The organism is Paraburkholderia sp. BR13444 (genome assembly GCF_040948755.1).
In the GTDB taxonomy this organism is placed as follows: Bacteria; Pseudomonadota; Gammaproteobacteria; order Burkholderiales; family Burkholderiaceae; genus Paraburkholderia; species Paraburkholderia youngii.
Genome location: NZ_JBFPKM010000004.1, coordinates 536760 through 560753, shown reverse-complemented (window position 1 = coordinate 560753; position 23994 = coordinate 536760). Strand labels below are relative to the sequence as shown.

21 protein-coding genes and 2 pseudogenes are annotated in these 23994 nt (G+C 60.5%); 9 read left to right on the top strand and 14 right to left on the bottom strand.

What is annotated here, in order from left to right; all coding sequences use genetic code 11:
- Positions 1 to 7: 7 nt before the first annotated feature.
- From AB3X95_RS15175 to AB3X95_RS15155, 5 genes and pseudogenes are all read left to right on the top strand, one after another.
- Positions 8 to 1426, top strand: coding sequence for a cytochrome c (locus tag AB3X95_RS15175; RefSeq protein WP_368621737.1), 1419 nt, complete (start codon positions 8 to 10; stop codon positions 1424 to 1426).
- Positions 1427 to 1550: 124 nt separating this feature from the next.
- On the top strand, positions 1551 to 2744 hold the full coding sequence (locus AB3X95_RS15170) for a porin (RefSeq protein WP_176120441.1): 1194 nt from the start codon (positions 1551 to 1553) through the stop codon (positions 2742 to 2744).
- 240 nt (positions 2745 to 2984) lie between these two features.
- A pseudogene (locus tag AB3X95_RS15165) lies at positions 2985 to 3140 on the top strand (fatty acid desaturase); the annotation flags it as partial.
- Positions 3097 to 3285 (top strand): Arm DNA-binding domain-containing protein, encoded by a 189-nt coding sequence (locus AB3X95_RS15160; protein ID WP_368621825.1) that lies wholly within the window; start codon positions 3097 to 3099, stop codon positions 3283 to 3285. The pseudogene AB3X95_RS15165 and the gene AB3X95_RS15160, both read left to right, overlap by 44 nt.
- Positions 3264 to 3404, top strand: a pseudogene (locus AB3X95_RS15155) (hypothetical protein); the annotation flags it as partial. The gene AB3X95_RS15160 and the pseudogene AB3X95_RS15155, both read left to right, overlap by 22 nt.
- 87 nt (positions 3405 to 3491) lie before the next feature.
- On the opposite strand, the gene AB3X95_RS15150 reads toward AB3X95_RS15155, so the two are convergent.
- Both AB3X95_RS15150 and AB3X95_RS15145 read right to left on the bottom strand, forming a co-directional pair.
- Entirely contained in the window at positions 3492 to 4304 is an 813-nt protein-coding gene (locus AB3X95_RS15150) for an IclR family transcriptional regulator (RefSeq protein ID WP_176120339.1), read from the bottom strand.
- 149 nt (positions 4305 to 4453) lie between these two features.
- Positions 4454 to 4975, bottom strand: a complete 522-nt coding sequence (locus tag AB3X95_RS15145) for a VOC family protein (protein ID WP_368621736.1) — start codon at positions 4973 to 4975, stop codon at positions 4454 to 4456.
- A gap of 191 nt (positions 4976 to 5166) precedes the next feature.
- Between AB3X95_RS15145 and AB3X95_RS15140 the strand changes: the two genes are divergently transcribed.
- From AB3X95_RS15140 to AB3X95_RS15130, 3 genes are all read left to right on the top strand, one after another.
- Positions 5167 to 6018, top strand: a complete 852-nt coding sequence (locus AB3X95_RS15140; RefSeq protein ID WP_368621735.1) for a fumarylacetoacetate hydrolase family protein — start codon at positions 5167 to 5169, stop codon at positions 6016 to 6018.
- Positions 6019 to 6075: 57 nt separating this feature from the next.
- Positions 6076 to 7599, top strand: a complete 1524-nt coding sequence (locus tag AB3X95_RS15135; protein WP_368621824.1) for a bifunctional 3-(3-hydroxy-phenyl)propionate/3-hydroxycinnamic acid hydroxylase — start codon at positions 6076 to 6078, stop codon at positions 7597 to 7599.
- A 91-nt stretch (positions 7600 to 7690) separates the two neighbouring features.
- The gene (locus AB3X95_RS15130) at positions 7691 to 9070 is read left to right on the top strand and encodes an MFS transporter (protein ID WP_368621734.1); all 1380 of its coding nucleotides are present in this window, start codon (positions 7691 to 7693) and stop codon (positions 9068 to 9070) included.
- A 135-nt stretch (positions 9071 to 9205) separates the two neighbouring features.
- Here the strand turns inward: AB3X95_RS15130 and adhP are convergent, their stop codons facing one another.
- From adhP to AB3X95_RS15080, 10 genes are all read right to left on the bottom strand, one after another.
- A complete protein-coding gene (gene adhP / locus AB3X95_RS15125) occupies positions 9206 to 10231 on the bottom strand; it encodes an alcohol dehydrogenase AdhP (RefSeq protein WP_368621733.1) in 1026 nt (341 codons plus the stop codon).
- A 102-nt stretch (positions 10232 to 10333) separates the two neighbouring features.
- A complete protein-coding gene (locus AB3X95_RS15120) occupies positions 10334 to 11008 on the bottom strand; it encodes a TetR/AcrR family transcriptional regulator (protein WP_176365879.1) in 675 nt (224 codons plus the stop codon).
- Positions 11009 to 11030: 22 nt separating this feature from the next.
- A complete protein-coding gene (locus AB3X95_RS15115; protein WP_184225460.1) occupies positions 11031 to 11894 on the bottom strand; it encodes a 4Fe-4S dicluster domain-containing protein in 864 nt (287 codons plus the stop codon).
- An 11-nt stretch (positions 11895 to 11905) separates the two neighbouring features.
- Positions 11906 to 14884, bottom strand: coding sequence for a molybdopterin-dependent oxidoreductase (locus AB3X95_RS15110; RefSeq protein ID WP_184225031.1), 2979 nt, complete (start codon positions 14882 to 14884; stop codon positions 11906 to 11908).
- 223 nt (positions 14885 to 15107) lie between these two features.
- Positions 15108 to 15845, bottom strand: a complete 738-nt coding sequence (locus AB3X95_RS15105; protein WP_368621823.1) for an OmpW family protein — start codon at positions 15843 to 15845, stop codon at positions 15108 to 15110.
- A 286-nt stretch (positions 15846 to 16131) separates the two neighbouring features.
- Positions 16132 to 16371, bottom strand: coding sequence for a hypothetical protein (locus AB3X95_RS15100; RefSeq protein ID WP_176365882.1), 240 nt, complete (start codon positions 16369 to 16371; stop codon positions 16132 to 16134).
- A gap of 55 nt (positions 16372 to 16426) precedes the next feature.
- A complete protein-coding gene (locus tag AB3X95_RS15095; protein WP_368621732.1) occupies positions 16427 to 18406 on the bottom strand; it encodes an acyl-CoA synthetase in 1980 nt (659 codons plus the stop codon).
- Positions 18403 to 19359 carry a fumarylacetoacetate hydrolase family protein gene (locus AB3X95_RS15090; protein ID WP_176106310.1) on the bottom strand — a complete coding sequence of 319 codons (957 nt, stop codon included), beginning with the start codon at positions 19357 to 19359 and terminating at the stop codon, positions 18403 to 18405. Before AB3X95_RS15090 ends, AB3X95_RS15095 begins: the two co-directional genes overlap by 4 nt.
- A gap of 34 nt (positions 19360 to 19393) precedes the next feature.
- On the bottom strand, positions 19394 to 20464 hold the full coding sequence (locus AB3X95_RS15085) for a VOC family protein (RefSeq protein ID WP_368621731.1): 1071 nt from the start codon (positions 20462 to 20464) through the stop codon (positions 19394 to 19396).
- Between the two features lie 188 nt (positions 20465 to 20652).
- Positions 20653 to 20790, bottom strand: coding sequence for a hypothetical protein (locus tag AB3X95_RS15080; RefSeq protein WP_368621730.1), 138 nt, complete (start codon positions 20788 to 20790; stop codon positions 20653 to 20655).
- On the opposite strand from AB3X95_RS15080, the gene AB3X95_RS15075 reads away from it, so the two are divergent.
- Entirely contained in the window at positions 20780 to 21535 is a 756-nt protein-coding gene (locus tag AB3X95_RS15075) for a TetR/AcrR family transcriptional regulator (protein WP_368621729.1), read from the top strand. The genes AB3X95_RS15080 and AB3X95_RS15075 overlap by 11 nt on opposite strands.
- A 411-nt stretch (positions 21536 to 21946) precedes the next feature.
- Here the strand turns inward: AB3X95_RS15075 and AB3X95_RS15070 are convergent, their stop codons facing one another.
- Positions 21947 to 22282 carry an NIPSNAP family protein gene (locus AB3X95_RS15070; protein WP_176120329.1) on the bottom strand — a complete coding sequence of 112 codons (336 nt, stop codon included), beginning with the start codon at positions 22280 to 22282 and terminating at the stop codon, positions 21947 to 21949.
- The gene (locus AB3X95_RS15065; RefSeq protein WP_184225033.1) at positions 22276 to 23985 is read right to left on the bottom strand and encodes an FAD-dependent oxidoreductase; all 1710 of its coding nucleotides are present in this window, start codon (positions 23983 to 23985) and stop codon (positions 22276 to 22278) included. The genes AB3X95_RS15070 and AB3X95_RS15065 overlap by 7 nt, the downstream gene beginning before the upstream one ends.
- Positions 23986 to 23994: the final 9 nt, after the last annotated feature.

Below are 23994 nucleotides of genomic sequence, written 5' to 3'. Positions count from 1 at the left end.
GAAGCCCATGACGATCATGAAGAAAGACCTGGTCCCCGTGCGATTCGCTCGTAAAAGCGCACGCGGCGCACTGCGCCGCCTGAACCCCGTTTCGAAGGCGGCGATCACGCTCGCCGCCTATGCTGTGTTATCCATGGCGTTTGCGCTGCTCACGGCCCGTGCCGCCAACGCCACTGCTAAGCCCGCAGACCCCGACCTCGTCGCGCACGGCGAATACCTCGCTCGCGCTGGCGACTGTATCGCTTGCCATACCGCCCAGGGTGGCAAGCCCTTCGCGGGCGGGCTGAAGTTCGATACGCCCATCGGCGCGATCTACTCCACGAACATTACGCCCGACGCCGGGAGCGGCATCGGCAAGTGGAGCTACGACGATTTCGCGAAAGCCGTGCGCCAGGGCACACGCCCGAACGGCGAAACGCTCTACCCGGCCATGCCCTACCCGTCGTACGCGCGCCTTTCCGACGACGACACGAGGGCGCTCTACGCGTACTTCATGCAGGGCGTCGCGCCCGTACACGCACAGAACCGCGCCGCGGAAATCCCCTGGCCGCTCTCGATGCGCTGGCCACTTTCGATCTGGCGCACGCTATTCGCGCCCAAGGTGCAGGTGTTTGACGACTCGCACTATAGCGACACCGCCGTCGCGCGCGGCGCATATCTCGTGCAGGGCCTCGGCCATTGCGGCGCGTGCCACACGCCGCGGGCGCGCACGATGCAGGAACTCGCGCTGACGGACCTCGAAGGCGACGACTTCCTCGCGGGCGGCGGACCGATCGACGGCTGGGTGCCGTCGAACCTGCGCGGCAACGCGCGCACGGGCATCGGCGCGTGGTCCGAGGACGACATCGTGCAGTTCCTCAAGTCGGGCCGCAATCTGCACACGGCCGCTTTCGGCGGCATGACCGACGTGGTTCAGCACAGCATGCAGCACATGACCGATGCGGACCTGCTCGCGATGGCTCGCTACCTCAAGACACTGCCCTCGAACCACCCGAAGGAAACGCCCTACGCCTATAACGCCATCGCCGCGAACGCGCTGCAAAGCGGCGACGCGAGCGCACGCGGCGCAGCCGTCTATCGCGACAACTGCATGGCCTGCCACCGCAGCGACGGGCGCGGCTACACGCGCGTGTTCCCGGCGCTCGGCGGCAATCCGGTGGTGCAGGGCAAAGACCCCACATCGTTGATTCATGTACTGCTCAGCGGCAACACGCTCGAAGGCACGAAATCGGCGCCCTCTCCGTTCACGATGCCGGCGTTCGGCTGGCGCCTGTCCGATCAGGACGTAGCCGATGTGGCCACCTTCGTGCGCGTCAACTGGGGCAACACCGGCGCGCCGGTCATCGCCGACGACGTCGCCAAGGTACGCAAGATGGTGGCCGTCAACGCGCCCGAACTGCCGCCGGGCGCCTCGTTCAAGCACTGACGCTAACGCCAATGCGGTAACTCGCTGGCGCCTTCAATCGCGTTTTCTCCCAGCGCCTGCCGCTGGCCGGCTCGGCCGTTCCACTCGTGTAACGGTCCATTGCTAATGGTCGAGATAGCACATGATCAAAAAGCTTCTGATTTCTGCACCAATTCTCTTGTCGCTAGCGGAAACAGCGGCGGCGCAAAGCGCCGTCGCGCTTTACGGCATCGTCGATGCAGGAATTACCTACCGCAGCAACGAACGCACCAGCAACACCGGCGCGGGCCAAGGCCATTCGAATGTGGCAGTGACGAGCGGCAACCTCTCAGGCAGCCGCTGGGGGCTCAGGGGAAAGGAAGAACTCGGCAACGGGCTCGCCGCGATCTTCGTACTCGAAGACGGTTTCGACATCACCAACGGCACCGAGGGCCAGGGCGGCCGCCTGTTTGGCCGCCAGGCATTCGTGGGCCTCGCCGATAAGCAGTACGGCTCGCTCACGATGGGTCGCCAGTACACTTCGCTCGACGACTTCGTCGGCCCTGTCGCTCCGGTCAGCGCGATCGGCGGCTTCGGCGCGCATCCGGGCGATATCGACGATCTCGACCAGACCACGCGCGTCGACAATTCGATCAAGTACACCAGCGCGAACTATGCGGGCTTTACGTTCGGCGCGCTGTACGGCTTCGGCGGCCAGGCCGGCAGTCTCAAGAGCCAGAACACGTGGAGCGTGGGCGGCAGCTATGCGCACGGCCCTCTACAAATGGGCGTGGGCTACGAACACTCGGATAACAGCAAGACCGGCCCCCAAGACCCGACATCCGGCAAGTGGCAAGGCACCTATGACGGAACATTCAATTCGTCGATCAACGAAGGCTTCGCGAGCGCGCAGTCGCAGCAGGTCGCGGCTGCTGGCGTGACCTGGGACTTCGGCCCGGGGATCGTGGGCGCGAACTACAGCGACGTGCAATACAAGGCCGGTGGGAACTCACTCTATTCGGGCACTGCGACGTTCAATATTGCCGGCCTTTTCGGAATGTGGAAAGTGCAACCTCACATGCATCTGTTCGCAGGCTATAGCTACACGCGCGGCAGCCAAGTGGACGGCATCGAAGACGAGGCGCAATACCACAACGTCTCACTGGGCGCGCTGTATGACCTCTCGAAGCGCTCGACGGTGTATCTGCTGGGCGGCTACCAGCACGCTTCGGGCATGACGCTCGATGCACACGGCAACCCGGTGGCGGCCACGGCTTCGGTCTCGGACAAGGGCAACGGCCACTCGGCGGCGACCCAGTCGCAGTCGATTGTGAGCTTTGGATTCCGCCAACGGTTCTAGCTGTTGGCATGTCCGTCGGCATTTGGGCCGACCGTCTCAAAACGTGCCGGCGCCACACCGCCGCCGTATGCTCGGTGCGGCGCTCCTATTCGCCCTGGCGGCGTGCGACAGAATAAGCGACATTGTCGGGCTGTATCTGAGCCAGCAGTCGCTTCCTGCAGGCAAATTGCAGGCAAAAGTTCACGTTTCCATTCAAGAAGCAGCCGCCGATCTCCAACCACTAAGGCTCTGCGCGCCCCTAAGTTGCTCCTGAACAATAACTATCATCTGGTTCATCATGACTTGCCGCAGGTACCGTGGTTTGCGCTTCGGACGGTCTATGAAACGTCCCGCCAGCAATACATAGAACGCTCTGGAGCCTTTCTGGTCAAGGGTTACAGCGAATGGGTCAGACGCGCGGAGCAAGCCCTATAAACTTCGTGATCGAGACTCCATGTATTTGCGGGTCTCGGTCTCGGGCTCGAAAGTCTGGAAATTTGACTACCGGTTGGATGGCAAGGCTGCAGCTACACGCTCGGCCGATTCCCCGATCTTTCGATAGCGGACGCCCGCCAACTTCGCAACGCTGCTGCCAAGCTGGTCGCGTCTGGCATCCATCCGAAGGCATACGAGACGTCTCGAGTCGGCTTTGAAACGGCCCTCGGAAACGCTGTTCCCTGAAGGCTAATGCGAGTTGTGGCGACAACGGATTGAGTCTTCGAAAGCGATCGAACTGCACCGCTGCTGCTGGGAGCAGATGACAGTGAACTACGCTGAGCGCTTTACTGGCGAGACGGTCTGCGACGACCCAGTTGTCGCAGTCGCTCGGCTCTCGATAGCCGCCCGCGTGCGCTGTGAAATTCGCCCCGCTGCTTCCCTTAGGGTTTCGACGAGACGCTCGAGATTTGCGAACTCGAGTCGTTGGGTCGGAATGATCAACGCCAGCGACCCGACCGCTTCACCGGAGTCGTCGGTGAACAGTGGCGACGCTACTGCCGAAACTCCACGTTCCAGCTCGTCTCTTGAAAGATAAAAACCCGCGCGTCGGATTTTGAGCAATGACGCCCGAAACTCTTCGAGCGTCGTCCCAAGGCCGCTTTGCGCAATGTCTTCGGGATACTGTTCGAACAGGGTCGCGAGCTTGGCCTTCGGAAAGCTCGAAAGGATCGCTTTAGGAGCGGCTCCGAGAAACAGAGGCCTCGGACGGCCTCGACCGTACCGGAGGTCAAGAGCCGCGTCGTGCGTCTCCCTATGTGTGTCGACAAGCTCGTTTCCGTACCAGCGCGACATCACTACATCGAAGCCGGAATGCTCACTCAACTCGTGCATGATTGGCTGGCCGACCGCAAGCAATGGATCCGACGCGCGCAGGTGGTAATCCAGCCTGATGATGCGAGGACCGAGACCGTAATCTCCACCTGTAAACCGGACGAGCAGGCCAGCATCCACGAGTTCACGCACGTAGCGATAGGCCGTCGGAGCCGAACAATCGAGTTCGGCAGCAACGTCTTCGGCAGACAAGAACGGCTTTGCCTCCGAAAAAAGTTCGAGTATGGATAAAAGCCGGGTGATGCTCGACATCGCGGCGCTAGCTCCTTCTATGTGAGCGGATTATGCCATCAGCGCGCTCTCCCGCGGCCTTCCCGGCTCACAGTGCGCGGCTGCCCCCTGTTTTACGCAGGGCGCTACGTTGTTGTTGCCGATGCGCAGCCGACCGCTCAAGCAACGAGTTAGACAAGCCCCATACGAACGGCCATCTCGGCCTGCCAATCGGTTCGTGGTCTGAATCCTGGCAGCGCGCTCGCGTGGTGCTCAACGGCCGCCATCAGGTCTGCGTCAGGCAAGTCGAAGTCGACCGGTACCCGCATCGGCTGATCGACGTACCACGGCGTGTCGATGAAGATCTCCAGCCGGTTGCCCTCTGGGTCGCGCGCATAAATCGAAATCGCGTTGCCATGCGTGACGGGGTTGATCTCTTCCAGACCCTCCGAGACAAAGCGCGCGTGAAACTGCCTTAGCGTGTCGAGACTATCCGCTTCGAACGAGATCTGATTGATCGGATTGAACGCCAGGTGCTCGGGCCGACCGCTCGCAAGCACGATCTGGTGATGAACAGCGGGATCACGACTCAAGAACACGAGCCGCACTTCGCCGTGCGGCGTCCGCAGCATGCCGCGGTCCGTTACGGTGAACTCCAGCACCCGCGAATAGAAGTCTTCCACCCGCGCCATATCGCTCACATAGAAGCCCATATGGCTCAGCGACAGCCCGCGTCGCGCTCTCTTCGTACCTTCCATGCTCGCCTCCAGTAGTGATAAACCCTGACGAAAAACACGTTGTGTTCATCGTTAAACATAGCTTATTCTCAAAATACGATAAATGCACGACTTTCTTGTGGTCGTTAGCGTTGATCTTCCTGAATTTCTATCTACCTGGAGCGTCAATGAAACTCGTCAGCTTTTCTACCCATCAAGGCCCCTCCTTCGGCGTCGTTCGCGACGACAGCGTCGTTGATCTCGGCAAGCGCCTGGACAATCGTTATGCCGACCTGAAGGCACTGATTGCCGCCGACGCGCTGGGGGAAGCCGCGCAGGCGGCGCAGGCCGGTAAGGGCGACTACCCGCTGTCGGAAGTGACGCTTCTGCCGGTGATTCCGAACCCCGAACAGATCTTCTGCGTGGGACTCAACTACGCCGAGCACGTCAAGGAAACCAATCGCGAAACCACAGAGCAGCCGGTTATCTTCATGCGGCTCCCGGCTTCGCAAGTGGGTCACGGGCAGCCGATGCTGCGTCCGCCCGAGTCCCGGCAATTCGACTACGAGGGCGAAATTGCCGTGATCATCGGGCGTGGCGGACGGCGCATCGCCGAAGCCGACGCCTGGAATCACATCGCCGGGTACGCCTGCTACAACGATGGCTCCGTGCGCGACTGGCAGCGTCACACCACCCAGTGGGGACCGGGCAAAAACTTTTATCGCACCGGCGCGTTCGGGCCGTGGATGGTGACAAGTGACGAGATCGAACCGAACGCCCTCATGACGCTCGTTACTCGCATCAATGGGCAGGAAGTGCAACGCGCGACCACGCAGATGCTGATTCACGGCATCGCGAAGCAGATCGCCTACCTGTCGACCTTCACGCCGCTCGCTCCGGGCGACGTCATCGTCACCGGCACGCCCGGCGGCGTCGGTGCAAAACGCAATCCGCCGCTGTTCATGAAGCCCGGCGACCGGGTCGAAGTGGAAGTCGACCGGATTGGCGTCCTCTCCAATCCGATTGCCGACGAAGCATAAAGATCGTTGCCGGACGCGCCCCCCGCGCATCCGGCGACTCACCAAGCGGATGTAGACATGTCAGATAAAACCATTTCGTTGCACGCATGCGACTACGATGTCGCCGTCATCGGCCTCGGCCCGACCGGTGCGACGCTGGCGAACCTGCTGGCGATCGAAGGCTTGCGGGTACTCGTGCTGGAGCGAGACAAGGACATTTTTGCGCTGCCCCGCGCGGTGCATTTTGACGGCGAATGCATGCGGGTGTTTCAGAGCATCGGGCTCGCAGACACGCTGCTCCCGAAGTTGTTTGTCGGTCCCGGCATGAAATTCGTGAACGCCGAGGGCAAGCTCCTCATCGACTGGGTACGGCCCACATGCATCGGCCCGCACGGCTGGTGCGCAAGTTATAAGTTTCATCAACCCGATCTCGAGAACGCATTGCGTGACCGTCTGGCCGTTCACGCGAACGTGGATGTACGACTGCGTCACGAAGTGTTTGCGCTTGACGAAACGACCGACGGCGTCCAACTGCGCTTTGAAGACACGAGCTGCGGCAAACTCGGCCGTGCTACCGCCCGCTACGTGGTTGGCTGCGATGGCGCGCGCTCGATTGCGCGGCGTTTCATGGGCACCGAGCTAACCGATCTGAAGTCGCACGAACGGTGGGTTGTGGTCGATGTATTGCTGGACACACCGCGACCCGACCTCGGCGATTTCTCCATTCAATATTGTGACCCGGCGCGCCCGACGACCTATACGCGTGGTCCCGGAAATCGCCGTCGTTGGGAAATCATGGTCATGCCGGGCGACGATGCGACGCAACTCGCGTCCCCCGAATGGCTGTGGGATAAGCTCGCTCGCTGGATTTCCCCGGCGGATGCCCGACTCGAGCGTTCCGCGATTTACACCTTCCACTCGGTCGTGGCGAACGGCTGGCGCCGCGGACGGCTGTTGCTTGCTGGAGATGCGGCGCATCAAACACCGCCCTTCATGGGCCAGGGGATGGCAGCCGGCATCCGCGACGCGTCGAATCTTGCATGGAAGCTCGGCGCGGTCATTCGTGGCAATTCGCCCGATTCGCTGCTCGATACATACGAATCAGAGCGTTCGCCTCATGTGCGCGAGTTCATCGAAACCGCGGTGCAACTCGGCTCGGTCATTCAGACGACCAATCCCGAGGCTGCGACCAGCAGGGACAGCGAGATGAGCGAAGCGATTCGCAACTTTGTCACTCCACAACCGAAGCTCGGCCCGGGAGCCTGTCTCGACGCATCCTCGTCGACCGTGGTAGGACAGATCGCGCCTCAACCCCGCCTGACAGACGGGCGTTTGATGGATGACGTCGTCGGATATCGATTTGTCCTCGTTGCGTTGCCCGAATTACTCGCCGGCGATGACGACATCGCCAGTCGCGCTGCATGGGCGGGCATCCAGATCGTCAGCGACGAAGATGCGGTGAATGCGTGGTTAGCGTCAACGGGCGCCGCAGCAGTGCTGATTCGACCTGACCGCTACGTCTACGGCATTGCACACGACATCGCATCCTTGCACCGCCTGGTCGATCACGCATTCCCCGAACTGCAGGCGGCCAGCGCGTAACCGGCCCGCCATGCAGACAACGTTGAACCGCTGAGACAGCGCGACCACGCACACCTATTGGACGAAGAAGCCAACAATCCCTGGAGGAGTCATGGAAATATCTCGTCACCCGGTCAGCGTCGCTGGCCAGACGCATTCGCCCGGATTATCGCGGGCGCAGTGGAAGATGATTCTGATTGCGAGCCTTGGCGGTTCGCTGGAATTTTACGACTTCATCGTCTACGGTTTTTTCGCGCATCACATCGCGGCCCAGTTTTTCCCGAACGCCTCGTCGTTGATCAGCATGCTGGCCGCGTTTTCCGTGCTGGCAATCGGCTACGTCATCCGGCCGCTCGGCGGTATCGTCCTCAGCAGCTGGGGGGACCGCTATGGTCGCCGTCCGGTCTTCCTGGGTTCGATCATCGTGGTCACCACGGCCACGATCTGTCTGGGTTTGCTGCCCAATTTCCAGAGCTGGGGCATTGCGGCTTCCATCCTGCTCATCCTGTTGCGCATGCTGCAAGGTTTTTGCGTCGGCGGAGAAATGCCCGGCGCCATTACCTATGCAGTGGAAGCGGCACCGCACCGTGCGGGCCTCGCCGCCGGCATCATCATCTGTGCGGTCAACGTGGGCGTCCTGCTCGCCACTTTGGTCAATCTCGGCATCCAGACCTACCTGTCAAGCGCCGACGCAGCGGCCTATGGCTGGCGGATCGCCTTCCTGTTCGGCGGATTCTGTGGGCTCCTGTCCTACTGGATGCGCCGCAACCTGGACGAGTCCCCCGAGTTCAAGGAGATGCATGGCGCCGTCGCCAGGCAACCATTTCGCGAGACGCTGCGACATCATGGCAAAGCCGTCGCAGCGGGAGCGCTCACTATCGCTGTGATGGCCGGCGTCAACGGGATCCTCTACGGTCACATGCCGGCCTTTCTGGTTCAACAATTGCACTATGCGCCTCAGACAGCGGCGATCGCCCAGAATGCCTATCTGGTCGTCAGCTCGTTCGGTCTGCTCGCTGCGGGCTGGCTGGGAGACAAGATTGCGCGCCGATACCTGCTGCGAACGTCAGCGGCTCTGCTGATTGTGCTGAGCTACCCGTTCTATTGGGCGCTTGTGAATCACACTGTCGATCCGGTCGTTTTATTCGTTCTCGCCGCGGTGGTCTTTTCACTGGCAAGCGGTACGTGGCCCTCTGTCCTCGCCGATCAGTTCCCCGTCCAGGTACGATTCAGCGGGATCGCCCTTGCGAACAACATTTCGGTGGTCGTATTCAGCGGCTTTGCACCGCTGCTCGCCACCATGCTGGTTCGTGCGACGGGATCCTTGACAGCACCAGCCTACTACGTCGTAGGAACATGTGCGGTCGCTCTGCTCGCGAGCTTTGCATTGCCCCGGGACAGTCTGCGGCCCATTTCAGCGCGACATCGGCTGAGGGCGCGCGCAGCCGCCCCGGCTGTCTCGCGGGACGACTCGCACGCGCGCACCGATTGACGTGCAACTCGTGAAGACTACTCATGGAGCACCGAGCCCAGCTGACGTGGATCAATGCCGTCGGTCACTTGGTCAGCGATGAACCGTCAACTGGATGAGCACGGCGCGCGATACCGGCACCAGGCAGTGGCTCATTCAAAGTTCAGTGAGTACGATGCGGCCGTCGACCTTGCCTTCGCGCAATGCGGTGAACACTTCGTTAATGTTCTCTAGCCGCTCATGGTGGATATGTGCGCGCACTTTTCCGTCGGCCGCGAATTCGAGCGCTTCCTGCAGGTCGCGACGCGTGCCCACGATGGAACCGCGAACCGTGATGCCATTCAGTACCGTGGAAAAGATCGGAAGCGGAAAGTCGCCGGGCGGCAGGCCGTTCAGCGCGACGGTACCGCCGCGGCGCACCATGCCGAGCGCTTGCGCAAACGCACCGCGCGAGACAGCGGTCACGAGAACGCCATGTGCGCCACCGATCTGTTTCTGGACCTCGCTCGCAGGATCGGACGTCGAGGCGTCGATGGTGATTTGCGCGCCGAGTTTGCGCGCAAGTTCCAGCTTGTCGGGCGCGACATCCACGGCAACGACATGCAGACCCATCGCGACGGCGTACTGGACCGCGACATGACCGAGGCCGCCGATGCCCGAGATGGCGATCCACTGACCGGGCCGGGTGTCCGTGACCCGAATGCCTTTGTATACGGTGACCCCGGCGCAGAGGATCGGCGCGATTTCGTCGAACGCGACCCCGTTCGGTAGATGACCTACGTAGTCCGGATCGGCGACCACATATTCGGCGTAGCTGCCGTTCACGGAATAGCCGGTATTCTGCTGCTCGTGGCAAAGCGTCTCCCAGCCCGTCTGACAGTATTCGCAGTGACCGCATGCGGTATAGAGCCACGGCACGCCAACGCGGTCGCCTTCCTTCACGTGCGTGACTCCTGCGCCAGTCGCCGCGACATATCCGACACCCTCGTGACCAGGGATGAACGGCAGGCGAGGCTTGACCGGCCAGTCACCATCGGCGGCATGAAGATCGGTGTGGCAGACCCCGGACGCCTTCACGTTGACGAGAATCTGACCCGCAGCGGGCGCAGGAACCGTCACTTCTTCTATCCGCAGCGGCTCGCCGAAGGCATGGACTACCGCAGCTTTCATGAATTGAGCCATGAGTCGCTCCTCAGTGAGTTTGTGATTCTCACGAGTATCCTCGCCAGGCCCGCTAGTGTTTTGCGATAGATCAATGAAAACGACCCGCCCTAACGTATTGATCTAAGAGCGTAAGTGGAAGCGGACTATCGCACCGGTTTCATCCAGCGACTCGGGTTTCTCCGGTACCGGACCGGACGAAGTGCAGGAAAACAAGGCCGCCATAATGGCTCGAATCGCCTGGTCCGTCATCTCTTCCGGATTGCACAGCCGGAAGAAACGCAAACCGTCGCAAAGGCTGAGGAGGCCCGCCGCGAGCGCTTCAGGTTGAGCAGGCCGGCCGCCGTCGCCTGGACGCGCGCCTGCGCACAGACACGCGGCCAGCTTCGCCAGCTTCCTTTGCCGCAACCCGGTGACCCGCTCCCGAACCGTGCTATCGCGCGACGAGAGAAGGCCCGCTTCGACCCACAGCGGGAAGCAATCATTGTCGAATTCAGCGCAACTCAGACGCGCGAGTGCGCGAACCTTTTCCTGGTGCGACGCGCCAGGCAATTCGATGATCGCCTGCCAGTCCGCACACGTCTTTTCTACATCGCGTTGCAGCAATTCGAGTAGCAGTTCCTGCTGGCTGCTGAAATTTGAATAGAAGGCGCCACGCGTGTAACCGGCCGCCTCGGCGATGTGTTCCACACTCGTCGCGGCCAGGCCCCGCTCGATGAACGAACGGCGCGCTGCGTCGAGCAGGCGCTCTCGCGTCTGCTCTTTTTTGCATGCGCGTGTCACGCGTACCGGTTTCATGGATGGATACACAGCGCCAGCATCAGTCGACCTCAACCGCATTCGTCGACTGCACGAGGCCGATCTCGCCGACATACACGCTCTCGCCCAACACGCATTCGCGCGACGCATTGCCCAGCGCATGACGAATCTCGATCCGATAATGGCCGCTATCTTTGATGAGCCGCGAGAACCGGAAGTCGCCGAACGCGTCGGTTACGGTTTCGGCCACTTTCCGACCGCACCAGTACAACGCAACGGCCGCATCTGTGACACACTCGACGACCTGCCCCACCTGCGCGCTGACACTGCCGCCGATAAAGCAGGTTTCCCAACGATCGAGGCCGCTGTACCAGACGCGCGGACTGGTTTTTAGTTTCGGTTCCAGAACCTTGAGTCCTTCCCGTCTTGCCTTCTCTGCCATCGCGGCGTCATCGAGCCTGACGGTTTCGAAAACGCCCGTTGGGCAGGACTGTTCGCAACGCGGGTGCTGCCACCCCTGATCCAGCAGATGGGCATCGAAGATCCATGTCTGCGGCAGTTGCAATTCTTCATTCCATACGATTGCCTTGTATGGACAGGCCTTGACGATGTCCTTTCTGCCCCGCGCCTTGTCCGGATCAATGATGACGATGCCGTCGGCGCGCTTGCGGATGGCGTCGCCGCCTACACGCATGCATGGTGCCTCGTCGCAGTGATTGCACATGACCGGCAAGTACGTCGTCTCGACCATGTGCGAATCGCCTTGCACGCGGCGCATGATGCGAATGCTGCTTTCGGCATCGGCCGAAGCCGGTGCCGAGTACCCGGGAAACTCGTTGCCAACGTGCTCGTCGCGCGCGGCGATCACGCAGTTCTGGCAGTTCTCGCAGCGCCCGACCTTGATAACCAGATTCCACTTGCTCATGGCGTTTCTCCTCACGCTGCACGACCGAGCAGGAACGCATCGGCGCCTTTCCATTTTTCGACCTGCACGAGGCATGAGTTCGGACTCATGCTGCTGGTGCCTGCCGTTTGCGAGCGGTCGGGCGTGAGCATGTTCATGCAGCCGCCAATCTCGACACGTTCGCCGTTTACTTCGATCATCTGGAATTCCGCGCTCGCCTCGTATGACTTGACGACGCCTGGGGTCAACAGAGCAGATACATCAGCCGCACAGATTACGGCGCCGCGGTCGTTGTAGACCTTGACGAGGTCACGATGAGCAATGCCCCGCGCGGCCGCGTCTGCGAACCCGAGCCTCAGCAGCCAGAAGCGATGCCCGCCGATCAGCGCACGATGATCCTCGACGCTGTTGACTGACGAATTTTTGCCGTCGCAATGGGTATGAAAACTGTAGCGGCTGTGAGTTGCGATTAATTGCAGCGGATAGCGCCCGGCCCGCTCGCAGCGCAGACCTTCCCACGACGGGATATACCGGTTCAGTGCGGGCCGCTCGGGGTTGTCGGCGGTGTGCCGCTTCAGCAACTCGGGTATGAACTCGAGCTTGCCGCTCGGCGTCTGCAGGCCCATGCCGAATTTTTCGGCATACTGCGACGGCATCGGATGCGGTTCTTGCAGATCCTTGCGACGACCTTCCGCGAACCAGCGCATGTCCACGGAATGGCGCAACTCCGGCTTTTCGGGCGGTACGACGAAGTAGCCCTTGCGGCAGAATTCGCGCCAAGAAACGTGATCGGGCAGATCCGCCGATTCGTATACTCGCTTGACCCAATCGAGTTCGCCGCAGCCCTCGGTGAAGACACCGCCAAGACCAAGACGGGTCAGAATGGCGGCGAAGATATCGTAGTCCGAGCGGGATTCGCCCAGAGGCTCGATGCACTTGTGCTGCATCGTCACCATACGATGATTGACGGTGTTGAAGCCATGATGCGCGTACCCACCCGAATTCGACCACTCGCCGATGTCCCATCGCTCGAGCGACGTGCAGGCCGGCAGAATGATGTCGGCGAACTGCGCCTCCCCTTCCATCCAGATCGACTGGTTCACCACGAACTCGATGCTGGGATGTCGATAAGCATCGGCCCAGCGTCCGGACTTCGTGACGGTACTGAAAGAAGAGCCACCATAGCGATAGATCATGTGGATCGGTGAATAGCCCGGCATCGGGTAGCTGAACGGCGCGAACTGCGCTTCCTGAGACATACCGTCCCACAGGTATCCTGTCGCATGGCCGTTGATGATGGCATCGGGTAGCTGCTGCCGCGGGACCATCTGTTTGACGGGATTCATCGTCAGGATGTGCGGCATGCGCTGATAGTTGTTGACGGCATTGGCGGTCCATGCGAGGTCGCCAGACATCCCACCGTCCGCGTAGCCGGGGAAATAAAAGTGGAGGTCGTGCGGAGCACCCAACTGCAGACACCCAAAATTGACGCCCGGCTTACCCCACCCCTGCATCGCCATCATCATGATCATGCAGCGCGCCCATTGCGCCCCGGTCGCGCCGCGTCCTGCCCCGCCGAAGCCCGCGCCTGTCATGCCGACAGAGAGATAGACCTTCTTTTTTCCCCACAGGCGAGCGAGCGCCCGTACATCCTTCGCGGGCACGCCGGTCTCGGACTGTTGCCATTCGGGCGTCTTCGGCACGCCGTCCGTATCGCCCAGCAGATAGGCGCGCCACTCGTCGAATCCGGTCGTGCGGTTGGCAACGTAGTCCTCGTCGTATAAACCCTCCACGGCCCAAACGTACATGATCGCGGTCGCGAGAGCCGCATCGGTTTGCGGTCGCACGGGAATCCAACGCCCGCCCAGCAACTGCGCGGTCGGATTGCAGTGTGGGTCTATGTGGATGAACTCGATGCCCAGTTCTTTGGCCCACAGGCGCCGCGGCGTACCCTCGAAGCCCGCATACGCCCCGTTAGTGCTTTCCGGATCGGAAGACCAGAAGACGATCATTTCCGCCTCCTTCAGGCAGTCTTCAATGCCGCCATAGCCTGACGGCACACCGACGCGCATCGAATTGCCGAAGTGATGCATCGCACCCCAGTACCAGCCTTCCCAGCTGTCCGGATTCGCGGCAACCCGAGTGAAGCCGATCAGATTGGCAAAGCGGGTGAGCGCGCTGAGGTAGTAGCCGATGTTCCCCCACTGATGATGCGACGACATGGGGAACGTAATCGAGCCGGGACCGTGAACACGCTTCTGCCGGTTGATTTCTTTCGCGACGATGTCCAGCGCCTCGTCCCAGCTGATCCGCACGTAGCCCGACTTGCCGCGGTTCTGCGGATTGCGCTCGCCATCAGGGTCGAAATCAACGCGCTTCAACGGATGAAGAATCCGCTTTTCGGAATAGACAAGCGACTTGATCGCCAATGCGTGCGGTGCAACGAGGCCTCGCCGTGGTGGGCTGAAGCGGCGCCCGCGCGCCTCGATTTCCCAGCTGGCGGCGTCCTTGGCGTCCAGATCGATGGGCGTCACCCGAACGATGCGACCATCCTTCACGTACACGAACAATGGGCCACCGTTCGTGCAGGTCGTGTACCGGCGTGTGCCGTCCCGCATTGGCGTGCCCATCGGCAGTCCAATGGTTTGCATCATACTGAGCGTTTGCATGAACCACACCAGCAGTTCATCGTCGCCTTCCGTCACCACCTTGAAGTTCTTTGCCGCATGAATAATTTCAGCATGGTCCTGCCGTGGGGAAAGGAATTTCAGGGCCGTGCCGACATCTTTGAACAGAATGCTCACGTCGGCTTGCCAACCTGTGCAAGCGCGTGATCGGATGCGACCGTTCCTGATTTCGACGACGCGGCCGAGGCTCCGGTCCATCAGCCCGATCCTGGCGACAATGTTCCGCTCCTTGAGGCGCTGACGATAGGCGGGGAAACGGCGTGCCGTCAGGTCGAGTACTTTGGGCAGCGCGAACAGAATCGATTTGAGCACTTGTCGCTTCATCGTTTCACCCGAATTGGAACATTGAAGCAGGAGATGGCCAGAACGCGTGCGCAACCGTTACTCCCGCGCGCGCCCGGACCCGTACGCCGCAGCGTTACGGCCTTCGGGGCGTCATCAGCGTGTTTCGAAGCGCCGCACTTGCTCACTTTGTTGTGCATTTGAACCTCTAAACTGGTTGAACGTGTTGCACCGTGTCCGGCGCCTGAAACGCTGTCCTTTGGGATTAGAAGGTATAGGCGACATTCAGGAAGACATTTACGGGATTGAGACGGATCGTCGATGTCGAAACGATTCGCGTCCCTTTAGCCGTAGTCCCGTCCAGCGTAAGGTGAGTCTTTACAGGAACGTAACCGACGCTGGCACCCACGGACCAGTGGTTCGTCATCGCGTAATAAGCCCCGATCTCGAATACCGGGTTCCAGGATGAACTGAGGGATCCGTGCGCCGACCCACCTGGACCGAGACTGTCAGTGACAAACTGACTGTTCGTCGCGCGCACCTGGGTGAACCAGGTATAGTTCACGCCTAGCCCAATGAACGGGCGGAACTTCGACTGGGCGGAAAGCAGGTGGTATCGAAAGACAAGCGCGGGCGGAATCGGCCGTGTCGAGCCCAGGGTTCCATACTTCGCGAGCGCGCCATCCCCGACCAGATCCACCGTGAGCGGGAGTCCTATGAGCGTCGCAACGCCGATGTGGTCGGTGACGTAGTACTCGGTCGTGATCCCCATTGTGTCCGTGGACGTCGCGTGCGCCCCAGTACCGGGCAGTTGCTGATTCACTGTCATTCCACCCACGCTTTCCACGGTCAGCGGCGTTGCACTACTCTGTGGCGCGACGTGGAGCCATCCGGTCGCCACGGTGAAGCTCCCTGCCGTCTGCGCATTCGCGTTACCAGCAAGCGCGGCCGCGCAGAGGCACACCGCAAAACCAGCGGATCGAACCGTTCTCCTGTCTTTCATCACGTGTCTTCTCCTGTCTCATTAGCTGAATACTTTTTTTGTCGCCTGCCGGTCAGGGCGCTTCTTGGGGCGCCCGTGACGGCCTAGCGTCGGCATAGCTCTCATTCGATTGCATCGAACCACATCACGCCCGCTTTTTATGCAGTCGTACTAAGTGAAATGACGCGCCTTCGCGTCTCTGCTGATGCCATCCACCGCGCTTCTTCTTCGTGCCTCCAGCAGAAGCGTCCGGTTACATGTCTATACCTGGCGTGAAATTCCGACGCGCTCTCGATAACCCGATATGTCAGTGAAACCGAATTGACGGGCGCGCAGCCTCCGGCGGGAACACCCGCCACGAACCATCGGAGTGCCGGAAGAAAAACAGGCCAACCCTTTGCCCCGGCAGAACCAGTTCGATGTGCACGTAGACTCCCTTATTCGACTGCGCGCGACCCGATCGGGTAATCCGCAGCGGCGTTGCCGAAACTGGTCCGAGCCATTTTTCAACAAGCGATCGCAAAGTCGTTTCCGATTCAATACCCATCTTCCTCTCCAACCCAAAGCCACTGCTCTGGCTCGACAACCCATGCCACTGGCGGTTAGGCGTGACCCGCGTTACCGCCCGGGCTCGCCGCGACGGACAGCGAAAAACCGAATGGAAAGCGCCCGAGCGTCGCGCGCGCCAATCCTTCGAGCTCGGCGCTGTTAAGCTCGATATGAGCCGTCAGCCCGCGAGCGCTGTCTTCGACGATGCTCACCGCTGCATCGTTGATGCCGGCTTCAACGAGTGCGGATCGCAATGCGTCCGCCATTTCTCGCCATTTCAGCGCCGGCTTGTAGATCTTGCCGACGCCTGTCAGCGGCATCGTATCGATGACGCGGATTGCCTTAGGAAGCGCAGCCCGCTCGCTGATGCTGGCGCGCAGGAATGCGGCCAGTTCCGCTTCGGTTGTCGTGACGCCTGGTTTGAGCTGGACATAGGCAACCGGCAACTCGCCCGCATGCGCGTCGGGCCGGCCCACCGCGGCGGCGATCTGTACCGCCGGATGACGATGCAAGGCTTCTTCGATAGCCGCAGGGTCGATGTTGTGGCCGCCCCGGATGATTAACTCCTTTTTCCGGCCCGTTAGCCAGAAGTACCCGTCGGCATCGCGGCGCCCGAGATCGCCGGTATTGAGCCAACGTTCGCCGTCGCCGAGTTCCATCCAGATCCCACTGTTCTGCTCTGGCCTGGAATATCCAACGAACACATTCGGTCCGGAGATCACCAGCTGGCCGACTTCATCTGCCGCGCAATCGCGTATATAGCGGCCGGTTTCATCGGCCACTACGACCTTCATTGCCTGACCCGGAACGCAAAGGCCAATCGAGCCCGCCCTGCGTTCGCCAAGCGGTGGATTAACGCTGCTCACGCAGGCGCCTTCAGTGAGTCCGTAGCCTTCGAGGATTTGGATCCCCGTGCGATGCTCGAAATTGCGAAGCAATTCGACTGGCATCGGCGCGGCACCGCACAGCCCATACTCGAGCGAACTGATATCGTGCTCGCCAATAGGAACCTCGAGCAGTGACCCATAGAGCGTTGGCACCCCGCTGAAGAAATTGATGCGGTAATGTTCAACGATTTCCCAGAAGCGCTTTACAACACCGTCGCCGCGATATCCTTGCGGCGTGCCGAGAACGACATGAGCGCCGCGCGAAAACGCCAGCAGACCTGTCACCATCACGGCATTCACATGAAATAGCGGCAGTCCGCAAAATATCGTTTTACCCAGACCGATGCTTTCGCCGAGAAACCGCCCCGTGTTCCACGCATTGGCAACCTCGTTGCGGTGCCGGCGCATCGCGATCTTCGGCAATCCCGTGGTGCCGCCCGTGCAGAAACAGGATGAGATATCGTCGATCCGCGCCGGGGACGAGTCGTCGAGCGATATTCCGGACTCGTTCGCCATTGCGGTGCCAAAATCATGGACCCGGATCTGCGCTGGAACCGCGCTGCGCACGCCGCCTTTGCCATGCAGGCTTGCAGTTTCGCCGCGTTGCAGGATCCGGGCTTCTAATCCTTTTTCTCCCGGTATCCGATCGGCCAGATTAACGAGCACCAGATCTTTTATGGCGGGGACGAGGTGCAACACCGCTTGCACTTTTTGCCATAGTTCAGTCCCGGGGAACGGCGCGAGCGTTACGAGCACGGTGGCACCCGATGCCTTCAACAGCTCGCCGATGGCTTCGCGTTCAAGCAGCGGATTGATCGCGCAGACAATGCCCACCGCTTCGCCCCCCCAGATCACGAAGTGCGTTTCAGGCAGATTCGGCAGCACATAGGCGATGACGGCGTTCCTTTCCACGCCCAGTCGCGAAAACATGTTTGCAGTGCGCCTGATATCACGCAACAGGTCGCTGTACGTCCAGCACTCCGGGCTGGCATAGTCATCGGCTGTTCGAAAGAAGGAAAGCGCGGGCGCCGATGGATTGATGGCAGCGCCCCTGCAGATCATTTCGTAGGTGCTCGACGGAAGCTCCGGCAGTTGTCCCGATGCTTCGATAGCGAAAACATCCTGTCCTTTTGCGGCGTCTTTCATACTGCCTCTTCAACAACGACGTTTTGCTGCACGCCCAGATTGATGGAGCGGTCGCGGCTGACAATCCATGCCTCGACAACGTCTCCAACCTGAAGATACTGAGGCCTGTCCTCCTGCATCTTCAGGAAAAGCCGCCATTTTTCTTCTTCGGGCAACTGCGCCGCAGCGCGCTGCTTCTCCGGCGAAGGAATGCTCAGCGCACATCCAGATGGTGTGCCGGTTGCGAGCAGGTCACCTGTGCGGAGGTCGTGCACGCGGGAAAGCTCAGTCAGGGTCTCTGCCGGGCCATAGACAAGGCCAGCAGTCGTGTCGTTTTGGCGGACGGTTCCGTTGACCGTCAGCGTCAGCACGAGTTCTTTCAGCTTCGGAATGTCGTGCTTCTCGAGCAGGCAGAGGTAAGGACCGACAGGGCCAAATGTCCGGTAGCTCTTGCCCTTGTAAAACTGCATCTGCGGAATCTGGATATCGCGCGCGGAATAGTCGTTGACGATCACAGCGCCCGCAATGTACTCGTGCAGGTTTTCCTCGGTGACTGTTTCACCGGATGTGATGTCTCGTTTGAGCACGAGACCGAGCTCGATCTCATAGTCGAGGAATCGCACCGCGTGTGGTTTCACGACGGCCGAGTTCGCCGCAACGATGCAGCTCGGTGCCTTCGTGAAAATCATGTTGAACTTCTTGACGTCCGGATCCATGCCGGACTCGATCATATGCTGGCGATAATTCGCGCCCTGGCAGATGAACTGCTGGTTGGCGGTCACGGGCGACAGCCACTGCACCTCCGATTCGGAAATTGACGGCCCGCTGAGTATCATGAGCCGCTCCACAGGATTGGCCTCGATGAACGCGGCGGTCGACTCGTATTCGCCTGGAATCGGCGTGATGGCGCCCTCTGCGACCACGCCCCACTGGGCACGGCCATGATGAAGATAATGCAGGACGTGAAGTGCCATTGTTCAATTCTCCGGATCAGTAGGGATGCCTGGTTCAGGCGAAAATCTTTGCCAGCGTTCGCAGCTTGCTCAGAGTCAGGTCAGGGCTGCGACGCAAGTTTCTGAATAGAATCACAATGCTCACGGGCGTGAATTTGGGCTTCGTGAAGCTGCGCGGCATGGTCGGCCCCCACTGAGCCATTGCTTCCCGACTCACGGCATGGATTCCCGTCGGCTCATCGGACGTGAACAGGTCGCCGTCGCAATAGTGTTCGTGCTTGTCGCCCCACGGGTCTTGCCAGTAGTCGAAAATCTGGCTGCCGAGGATATGTCGGCCGATCCCCCACGCGTGCGTCCAGCCACTGTCGCGCAAAACGCGCTGGCCCATACCGACCGCGTCCGCGTCGATGAGCTCGTAAGCGCTATGGCTGTAGGTCGCGGCGAATCCCTGAGCAAGCGCTAGCGTGTGATGATCGGCCGGGTTGCTGCCAAGATCGAGACGCATGAATGCGACCGCCGGCGAGCCGTCGGGAAGCACTTGTACGTCGCTCGGGATGAACCCGAAGTGCCGCGTGTACCAGGCACAGGTTTCCTGAAAGTCGGCGAGTTCGAGTACGACATGCCCTAGCCGGATGACCTCTGGAGCGCGCTCGGGCGGTCGCTGCGTGTCGTTGACGCGAACGGTGGCGTCGACGGAATTGAATGGCAACGGCAGGCGGTGCGGCAACGCTGACGCGGGTGCCTGGCCCCATATCGCATCGATAGCGAAACCGGAAGGGTCTGTCAGCCGCACCACGCAGCCGCCGGCCGGTAGCGCCGAGTTTTCTACCTCGGACGCGCCCGGCAGCTTCGCCAGCGCATCAAGCTCCTCGCGGCTGCCGACTTGCAGGCCGAACCCTACAAACCGCGCTTTCGACGCCCTACGCACCACATAACAAAAATGCGAAGCGTCTGTCCCGCGCAGAAGGAGCAGCGCCTCGTCCCGCGATACCGTTCGAAGCCCAAAGTTGTTGAGAAAACGCTCCGCTTGTTCGAGGTCCGGTCGCTCGAATACCAGATAGGCCAATGCGGTCGCTTTTGCAGTTGGATGGGGATGACGAGCGGGCTGTGCAGTAGTCAGTTTCATGTCGGAACCTCACTCTGTCGCAATGGCCGATTCGACTTTGAAACCTGCCGCATTGGCGGCAGGATCGAACCGCAATAGATGCTTCGCCGACGCGCTATCGAAAGCGGGTCCGGATGCCCGCATCGGCGCGCGGGCGGCGCAATGCCAACGCCGCGGGGCGGCACCGCTTCTGGCTGCTGTCTCCATGATCACTCCATCGGTTCTGGTGGAATCGGCTCGTCGAGGCCTTTGATGACATTAAACTCATCGATGATGTTTTTGTCAATATAGAGATTCAAATCTATACTGCGCGGTATGTCCAGATCGGCAATCACGATGACCAACACGACAAATCGCCGGGCAGGCAAGCGTTCCACCGTTGCGGCGTGCGTCGCCCCCGTACCCGTTGCCGAAGAACGGGAGCCGCGCGGTGCACGTCGCAAGCGCGAGACGCGAACCCGTCTGCTCGACGCTGCTCTCAGGCTGATGGCCGAAAAGGGCATGGAGGGCGTGGCGATCAACGAAATCACGGAGGCCGCCGACGTGGGCTTCGGCTCGTTTTACAACCACTTTGAATCGAAGGAAGCGATCTATGCGACGCTCGTCGACAACGTGTTTGAAGAATTCGCGAACATGCTCGATCGCCTTACAGGCGGCGTTTCCGACCCCGCAGAAGTAGTCGCCGTCTCGGTGCGCCATACGGTCCTTCGGGCGCGGCATGATCCCGTGTGGGGACGTTTTCTGATACGTGAAGGGTTTTCTGCGCGCGCAATGAGCCGCGGACTTGGTCAGCGACTGCTGCACGACATCGGCAGCGGGATTGCGGCGAAGCGGTTCGTCGTGGCGGACCCGTTTATCGGATTTCTCGCAGTGGGCGGCACGGTTCTGTGTGCCATCGCCGCCGAGTTGAACTTCGTCGTGCCGGGCGCGAGCGCGGCGGGCGTGCTGACAGAACTGGGCTTTAGCGGCGAGCATTTTCCCGAGCGCACGGCAGCGATGTTGCTGCAAACGCTCGGACTGAAGCGCGCGGAGGCGGAAAAGATCGCTACCCGTCCATTGCCCGCCGTCGAGGAAGCCGTCGAACAGGGCTGAGTTGATTGTGTCCCGGCCGTGGTTGTCGAGCGTCTCGCAGTGATACCTCGCTGTTTCGCGAAGCGCTGAACATATGAGCCGGATCGCATTCTGCGTCGACGGAAAAATCAGCGAGGCAACCAGCAGATAAAGCGAAGGCATGCATGTTCCCCCGCCGTACGCACCGACTCATTCCTCAAAGCGCGTAACCGCCCTGTTCCCGTGCAGTGTGCGAATTGCGGACAGCACAGTGCGATCTCATGGTTGTTGCAATCGCAAGCAGCGGCCTCATGGATGGTGTACGCGCACCATGGTGCACGGGCCGAACGGAAACCGCAACGCTTCACCTAAGTTATACCGGGGCCCAGCCTGGACTCGTCCATTAATAAGTCGTATACCTTATTGCTTCACTAGGCCCCAGCTGCAATGCTGTTATTTTGCGACGCCGGACATCGATGCAGCGCGAATAAGCTGGGTCGTTTGCGCGGTAATCAGATGGCCCGACGCCGCCAGATACCTGGGGAAGTCAGGGTGTGTGTCACGGGCTCGACAACGGCGCTCGTAGTCGGCTAGATCCTCATAGCCCCACAAATGGGTGAACTGATTCTGTGGCCCAACCATCGAGGTCCAGAAACCCAAAGGATGGCCCAGCGTTTCGAGCAGAATCGGCATGGCCAATCGATTGAACACCTCCAGAAACTCCGGCATCTTGCGAAGTGCGATCGTGTACGTACGGTGATCGACTAGCGGCTTTGCGAGATTTACCATGCGCCCTTCCCATTCACCTTGTCTGCAATCGTATTGCCCGTGACGTAGCCAAACGTCATGTTCGGACCGTGGGTAATACCAGCGCCCGGATAGGCACCGCCCATCATTGACTTGCGGTCGTTGCCCACTGCGTACAGACCTTCGATCTGCGAACCATCCTTACGCAGCACTTCACCCGTGACCGCAGTTTCGATACCGTCGAACGTACCGAGGTCGCCCATCAGCACCTTGACCGCGTAAAACGGACCGTTTTGGACCGGTGCGACACACGGATTCGGCTTGTTTTCCGGGTCAGCCAGATAGCGGTTGAACGCCGTCGTGCCGCGGCCGTATTGCATATCCTGGCCGACGACCGCGCCCTTGTTGTATTCAGCGACCGTCTTTTCCAGCGTGTCCGCGGTGATACCACACTGTTTCGCCAGATCCCGCAGGGTCTTGCCCTTGATCAGGTAGCCCTTCTTGATCAGACCACCGGTCGGCATCGGTGCAGGCTTGACGTAGCCCAGTCCGTATTTCGCCAGCGCATCCTTGTCGCAGATGAGCCACATCGCGGTTTCACGCTTGCCTTCGCATACACGCATCAGTGCTGCACCAACGTCGTGGTACGAATTTGATTCGTTGGTAAAGCGCTTGCCATTGGACAGCACACCGATAATGCCAGGCTTGTAGCGGTCCAGCAGGTGCGGGAACACGCCGGTACGACCACCACTGAGCGGCACCTTCGACACCGGCATCCATGCGCTGGCGTCGGCATAGCCCATACCCAGTGCTGCACCAGCCTTCTCGGCCATGTTGACGCCGTCACCGGTATTGCTTTCCGGCGTCGGGCTCAAGTGGGTGCCCCCATTCTTGACGTGCGGGTAGACTTGGGCCAGTCGCTTGAGGTCGTGAGGGAAGCCGCCTGCTGCTAGCACGACACCGTGCTTTGCCACGATCTGGACTTCACCGTCCGAGCCCACAGCGCGCACGCCCGTGACCTTGCCATTTTCGGTCAGCAAACCACGAACCGGCGTCGAGGTCATGATCGGAATACCGAGCTTCAGCGCCGAGGCCGCGAGCCGTGCGGCCAGCGCATTACCACTCGTGACGTTGATGCCGCGACGATAGAGCGTCAGTTCCTTGACGTGTGTGGCCAGACGCTTTGCCACGTAGCAGAACGACTTGAAGCTCTTCGTTGCCTGAAAGAAATGCTTGAGGTCGGCATTGCTCGAATTGAACATCATGCCGATGAACGTGATCGTTTCGAGCGGCGGCTTCAGACGATTCATATCCTTGCCGAGGCCACGAATGTCGTACGGTGCTGCCAAAATCGAGCGGCCGATATCCTGTCCACCTGGCTTATGCGGGTTGTAATCGGGATACATCGTGGGTACGAACTTCGTCTCGGTTTCCTTCTCGAAGAAGTCCACCATCTTCGCGCCGTTCTCGATGAAGCACGAGACAGCAGCGTCGTCGTAATTCTTGCCCGCTTCTTCCCGCAGGTATTGCTTGACCTTCTCTACCGAGTCTGCCTGATTCTGCTTACGGCCATAGTGGGAGAGCGGAATCCAGAGAACGCCGCCTGACAGTGCGGTTGTGCCACCGAACACTGCTTCCTTTTCCACGACCACAACATTGAGGCCGCGCTTCTTTGCAGTGATTGCCGTAGCAAGTCCGGCTGCACCGGAACCAACGACCACCAAATCGCAAGTTATCTTCGTCATGTCTGACTT